Source organism: Cuneatibacter caecimuris (genome assembly GCF_004216775.1).
Classification (GTDB): domain Bacteria; phylum Bacillota; class Clostridia; order Lachnospirales; family Lachnospiraceae; genus Cuneatibacter; species Cuneatibacter caecimuris.
Genome location: NZ_SGXF01000003.1, coordinates 342,090 through 348,462 on the forward strand (window position 1 = coordinate 342,090; position 6,373 = coordinate 348,462).

4 protein-coding genes are annotated in these 6,373 nt (G+C 51.4%); all 4 read left to right on the plus strand.

All coding sequences use genetic code 11. The features are described 5' to 3' along the window. Positions 1-174: 174 nt before the first annotated feature. The 4 genes from EV209_RS09795 to EV209_RS09810 all read left to right on the plus strand — a co-directional run bounded on the left by EV209_RS09795 (position 175) and on the right by EV209_RS09810 (position 6,182). A complete protein-coding gene (locus tag EV209_RS09795; protein ID WP_330521053.1) occupies positions 175-2,535 on the plus strand; it encodes a RelA/SpoT family protein in 2,361 nt (786 codons plus the stop codon). A 213-nt stretch (positions 2,536-2,748) separates the two neighbouring features. Continuing rightward, positions 2,749-3,387: an MBL fold metallo-hydrolase gene (locus EV209_RS09800; protein ID WP_130435272.1), complete on the plus strand. Its 639-nt coding sequence runs from the start codon at positions 2,749-2,751 to the stop codon at positions 3,385-3,387. A gap of 9 nt (positions 3,388-3,396) precedes the next feature. After that, entirely contained in the window at positions 3,397-4,863 is a 1,467-nt protein-coding gene (gene hemZ, locus EV209_RS09805; protein ID WP_130435273.1) for a coproporphyrinogen dehydrogenase HemZ, read from the plus strand. Next, a complete protein-coding gene (locus EV209_RS09810) occupies positions 4,860-6,182 on the plus strand; it encodes a Na+/H+ antiporter NhaC family protein (RefSeq protein ID WP_130435274.1) in 1,323 nt (440 codons plus the stop codon). Before hemZ ends, EV209_RS09810 begins: the two co-directional genes overlap by 4 nt. Positions 6,183-6,373: the final 191 nt, after the last annotated feature.

The window sequence follows — 6,373 nt, forward strand, 5'->3', positions numbered from 1 at the left end:
AACGCAGTTTCCTATGCAACAAAAAAGAATCCCGCTGGCGGGATTCACCGCCTGCGGCGTGTCGCTTTAGCGACATAGTTCCTTACGCCGCAGTGCGATCCCCCGGAGGGGTTTGTTGAATAGGGAACGCAGTTTTCTATTCAAAAAAAGTATACAAAAGTCGGGTGATGGTGTATGGAAGAAAAAATTCAGGTTCAGGGACAGCTTTTGAATACAGATAATATGAGCCAGGAAGAGAAAGAAAAACTGGCGAAGGAGGCGGCGGAGCTTCGGCGGGAAATAGAACCGGAGGCCAGCGTGAAAGCGCCGCCTGATTTTACTGCGCCGGAAGATCTGTATCGCGAACTGATCGCCAGTATCCGGAAATACCATCCATCAGACGATATCACCATGGTGGAAAAGGCGTATTACTTTGCCTGCAAGGCCCATGAGGGCCAGTTCCGCAAATCCGGCGAGCCGTATATTATCCATCCGATCTGTGTGGCGATTATTCTGGCGGAGCTGGAGCTGGATAAAGAGAGCATTATCGCAGGGCTGCTGCATGATGTGCTGGAAGATACGGACACCACGTTTGACGACCTGGTCCGGGAATTCGGGGAAGAAGTTGCGTTCCTGGTGGACGGCGTCACTAAACTGACGCAGATCAGCTGGGACATGGATAAGGTAGAAATCCAGGCGGAAAATCTGAGAAAGATGTTTCTTGCAATGGCCAAGGATATCCGAGTGATCCTGATCAAGCTGGCGGACCGGCTGCACAATATGCGGACCGGGCAGTACTGGAAGCCGGAAAAACAGAAACAGAAGGCCCGGGAAACCATGGAGATCTATGCCCCTATCGCTTCCAGGCTGGGTATCTCCAAGATCAAAACGGAACTGGATGATTTTTCTCTGAAATATCTGTACCCCGAGGTGTATTACGATCTGGTAGAAAAGATCGCTATGAAACGGCCGGAACGGACCTCTTTTGTAAAAGGGATCATCGCTGAGGTTTCGGAGCACATGGAGCGGGCGGGAATCAGGGCCAAAGTGGACGGCCGGGTGAAGCATCTGTTCAGCATCTATAAGAAGATGGTGAACCAGAGCAAGACGCTGGATCAGATTTATGATATGTTCGCGGTGCGCATCATTGTGGACAGCGTGAAGGACTGCTATGCGGCGCTGGGCGTGATCCACGAGATCTACAAACCGATTCCTGGGCGTTTTAAAGATTATATCGCCATGCCAAAGCCCAATATGTACCAGTCTCTTCACACCACGCTCATCGGCAGCAATGGACAGCCGTTCGAGATACAGATCAGGACTTATGAGATGCACAGGACGGCGGAATACGGCATTGCCGCCCACTGGAAATATAAAGAAGTGGGCAGCGGAAAAACAGCCGCCCAGAGTGAAGAGGAAAAGCTTTCCTGGCTGCGCCAGATTCTGGAATGGCAGCGGGAAATGTCTGATAATAAAGAATTTTTAAGCCTGCTGAAAAATGACCTGGACCTGTTCTCTGACAGTGTCTATTGCTTTACCCCCACGGGAGACGTCAAAACCCTGCCTGCAGGTTCCACGCCCATTGATTTTGCGTACAGCATCCACTCAGCGGTGGGAAACAAGATGGTGGGAGCCAGGGTCAACGGCAAGCTGGTGACCATAGATTATGTCATTGAGAATGGGGACCGGATTGAAATTATCACCTCCCAGAATTCCAAGGGCCCCAGCAGGGACTGGCTGAAGATTGTAAAAAGCTCTCAGGCACGGAATAAGATTAATCAGTGGTTTAAAACAGAGCTCAAGGAAGATAATATTATCAGAGGGAAAGAGCTGGTATCCAATTACTGCAAGACGAAATCCATAGTGCTCAGCGATCTGGTGAAACCGGAGTTTATGGAAAAGGTCCTGCTGAAATACGGCTTCCGGGACTGGGATTCTGTGATGGCGGCCGTGGGCCACGGGGGCCTGAAGGAAGGCCAGGTGGTCAACAAGCTGCAGGAAGAATACCGGAAAAAGCATAAAAAAGAGCTGACAGACCAGAAGGTGATTGAAGCTGCCGCAGAAAACAAGGAAAAGGTGAAGATTGCCAAATCCAAGAGCGGCATTGTGGTCAAAGGGCTTCATGACCTGGCAGTCCGTTTTTCCAAGTGCTGTTCTCCCGTGCCGGGAGATGAGATTGTAGGCTTTGTGACCAGAGGCCGCGGCGTCTCCATTCACCGGACCGACTGCGTGAATGTGATCAATCTGCCGGAGTCGGAGCGGGTGCGGCTGATCGACGCGGAATGGCAGAAGCCGGAAAATGACAGCGGCTCTGAAAAATATTCAACGGAAATCCGGATCTATGCCAACAACCGGGTGGGAATGCTGGCGGATATATCTAAAATATTTACAGAACGCCAGGTGGACATTACTTCCATGAATGTGCGGACCAGCAAACAGGGCACTGCCACCATTGTAATGACGTTTGATATCGGCGGCGTGGAAGAATTGAGGCGTCTGGTGGATAAGCTGCGCCAGGTGGAGAGTGTGATCGATATTGAGAGAACGGCCGGCTGACGGTTTCATATTTGTAATAAGGGCTGCTGCGTCTGACAGAATCATGCGGCGGCCTTTTTATTACATAGGAAACTGCGTTCCCTATGCAACAAAACCCTCCGGGGGATCGCACTGCGGCGTAAGGAATTACGTCGCTAAAGCGATACGCCGCAGGCGGAGAATCCCGCGAGCGGGATTCTTTTTCAAAAGGGATAGTTCTGAAAGGAGGATTTTATGGGCGGGATTCAGGTGGAGTATACTGCGCTGGGGATGTGCGGAACCAACTGTTATTTAATTTATAATAATGAGTCCAGAGAAGCGGTGCTGGTGGACCCGGCAGATCAGCCGGAACGGCTGGAGGCCTGGGTCAGAAGACGCGGTGTGACGCTGACTGCGATCTGGCTGACCCACGGGCATTTTGACCATATGCTGGCAGCGGATGAGCTGAGAAAGGCTTTTGGTGTAAAGATTTATGCGATGGAAGCGGAAAAAGAGCTTCTGGGCAATGCTTCTATGAATCTGTCCGCTGCATGGGCCGAAGCTGCAGTGCTGCAGGCTGATGTATGGCTGAAAGGCCGGGAGATCTTTCCTGTGCTGGGCACAGAAGTGGAAGTCCTTTCCTCTCCGGGCCATACGCCGGGAGGCTGCTGCTATTATTTCAGGCAGGAAGGTTTTTTGATTTCAGGGGACACCTTGTTTCGGGAATCTCTGGGACGCACGGATTTTCCCGGTTCCAGTACCAGACAGATTATTGAATCCATCAGAGAACTTCTGAAGCTGCCGGAGAGTGTGACAGTTTATCCGGGGCACGGAGAGGAAACCACCATAGGTTATGAAAAATTACACAATCCGGTAGCTCTGTACCGGGGATGAGGAAAAGATATGCTGGGAATTATTTTAAGCAGAGAGTTTTTAGAATATGAGGTAAGGGGGCTGGCAATGTCCTTCTTTCCCGGAGAGCCGATGATTGTATGGTACGGGGAATGCGGAGGGAAGGAGGAATGCGGCGTCTGGCTGAAGATAAATTATGGCCCTGAATCCGTCAGGATGGAAATCTGGAGAGAAGAGGACATCCCAGGAAAATTATGCAGGGAAACAACTGTATGTTATGAGGAACGCCGGGAGACAAAGGGCGTGGTAAAAAGGCTGATGTATGACCTTTTAAAAGATTTCACAGGGAAAACCCTGCCCTGGGGGACTTTGACAGGCATCCGGCCGACTAAAATCGCCACTTCCCTGCTGGAACAGGGGACGCCGGAAGAGGAGATTGGCCGTATCATGAAGGAGGAATACCTTTGCGGGCCGGAAAAAACCGCTCTGTCCATAGAGATCGCAAAGAAGGAGATGCAGGTGCTGGAACCTCTGGATTATAAAAACGGATACAGCCTGTATATTGGAATCCCTTTTTGCCCTACCACCTGCCTGTACTGCTCTTTTACATCCTACCCGATTGGGAAGTGGGCGGCCAGAGTGCAGGAGTACCTGAACGCTTTATACCGTGAAATTGATTTTGTGGCGGAAAGTTTTCAGAACAGGAAGCTGAATACAATTTATATCGGCGGAGGGACGCCCACCACTCTGACAGCGGAACAGCTGGATGAACTGATCGGATATGTGAAAGGAAAATTTGACCTTACAAATTTGCTGGAATTTACTGTAGAAGCGGGCCGCCCGGACAGCGTGACCCTGCCCAAGCTGGAAGTATTGAAAAAACATGGAATCAGCCGGATTTCCATCAATCCTCAGACGATGAAGCAGGAAACGCTGAGGCTGATCGGACGGCATCATACGGTGGAACAGGTGAAAGAAGTCTATGCGATGGCGCGTTCCCTGGGATTCGACAATATCAATATGGATCTGATCCTGGGGCTGCCGGAAGAGACCATGGAAGATGTGCGCTGCACGATGGAGGAGATTTCAGCCCTGCGGCCGGATAATCTGACGGTTCATTCCCTGGCCATCAAGCGGGCGGCCCGGCTGAATATGTTCTGGGAGCAGTATGCCGGCCTGCGGATGGTCAATACAGAAGAAATGATGGAGCTGGTGGCCGCATATGCAGGAAGGATCGGCCTGCAGCCATATTATCTTTACCGGCAGAAGAATATGGCCGGCAATCTGGAGAATGTGGGCTATGCGGCGGAAGGTAAGGCCGGTATTTACAATATTCTGATTATGGAAGAAAAACAGGATATTGTAGCCCTGGGTGCGGGAGCCACATCCAAGGCGATTTTCGGCGACAGGATTGAGCGCTGCGGAAATGTAAAGGATATTGACAATTATTTGGAACGGATTGATGAAATGATCGAAAGGAAAAGAATACTGTACCGCGTCGGGGAGGATAGGCGATGACGGACGAATATAAAGGGAGCAGAGGCAGCCTTTCCGGTTTGCTGCCTATCCTCATATTTTTGGCGGTCTACATTGGGGCAGGCATTATTTTTCAGGATTTCTATGCCATGCCGGCGATCGTAGGCTTTCTGATCGCCCTGACTGCAGCGTTTCTGCAGAACAGGAAGAAAAGCTTCCAGGAGAAACTGACAGTCGTTACCAGGCAGATGGGGGATGAGAATGTCATGACCATGTGCCTGATCTTTATTCTGGCAGGAGCGTTCTCCGGATCAGTCCAGGCGGCGGGCGGCGTGGACAGCACGGTAAACTTCGGTCTGTCTGTCCTTCCTCCTTCTGTGGCCGTAACAGGGCTGTTTCTGATCGGCTGTTTTATTTCCACAGCGATGGGGACCAGCGTGGGGACAATCGCTGCCCTGACGCCAATTGCTGTGGGAATCAGCCAGAAAACCGGCCTTTCCGGGGCCATGTGTGTAGGGGCGGTGATTTCCGGGGCTATGTTTGGGGATAACTTGTCCATGATTTCTGATACAACCATCGCGGCCACCAGGACCCAGGGCTGTGAAATGCGGGACAAGTTCCGGGAAAACATAAAAATCGTGCTGCCCGCGGCTGTTGTGACTATGGTTTTGTTTTTGGTACTGGCAGGAAAAGCGGAGTATCGTCTGGAAGAAAATCTGGACTATAATTTTTTTAAAATCCTTCCGTATCTTGTGGTCCTGATCGGCGCGCTGGCAGGGATGAATGTATTTTTTGTACTGATTCTGGGCACAGTGCTTTCGTTGATTGTGGGCGTGGCCGCAGGCGCAATCCTGCCGGAACAGATTTTTACCGTGATCGCGAAAGGCCCGGACGGAAAAGGCGGAATCATGAATATGTACGATATTACCGCAATTTCCATTATTGTATCAGGCATTATCGGACTGGTGAAAGCAAACGGGGGGATTGATTACATCCTGTACCATATTAGGAAGAGGGTCAAAACCCAAAAAGGCGCCCAGGTGGGAATCGCGGCGCTCAGTTCCCTGGTGGATATTTCAACGGCAAATAATACCATTGCCATTGTGATGGCCGGGCCTGTGGCAAAGGATATTTCTGAGGAGTTCGGCGTGACGCCCAGGCGTACGGCGGCATTGCTGGATATTTTCACCTCTGTCTGGCAGGGAATTATTCCTTATGGCGCGCAGCTTTTATATGCCAGCGCCGGAGCGGCCGCGCTGGGCCTTTCACCGGTAGATTTTCTGCCTTATCTTTTTTATCCTGTGCTGATGGGGGTCAGCGCGTTGGGATACATTTTATTTCCCAGGAAAGAGCGCCTGTGAAATAAAACCGCTCCGCGGAGGAACGCACTGCGGCTGCAGGGAAATATGTCGCATGCGCGACCCGCCGCAGGCGGAGAAGTTCGCGGGCGGACTTCTTATTTCCCAGGAAAGAGCGCCTGTGAAATAAAACCGCTCCGCGGAGGAACGCACTGCGGCTGCAGGGAAATATGTCGCATGCGCGACCCGCCGCA

Coding starts and splice junctions, on each gene's coding strand:
- EV209_RS09795 (WP_330521053.1), top strand. CDS start 175: ATGGAAGAAAAAATTCAGGTTCAGGGACAGCTTTTGAATACAGATAAT.
- EV209_RS09800 (WP_130435272.1), top strand. CDS start 2,749: ATGGGCGGGATTCAGGTGGAGTATACTGCGCTGGGGATGTGCGGAACC.
- hemZ (WP_130435273.1), top strand. CDS start 3,397: ATGCTGGGAATTATTTTAAGCAGAGAGTTTTTAGAATATGAGGTAAGG.
- EV209_RS09810 (WP_130435274.1), top strand. CDS start 4,860: ATGACGGACGAATATAAAGGGAGCAGAGGCAGCCTTTCCGGTTTGCTG.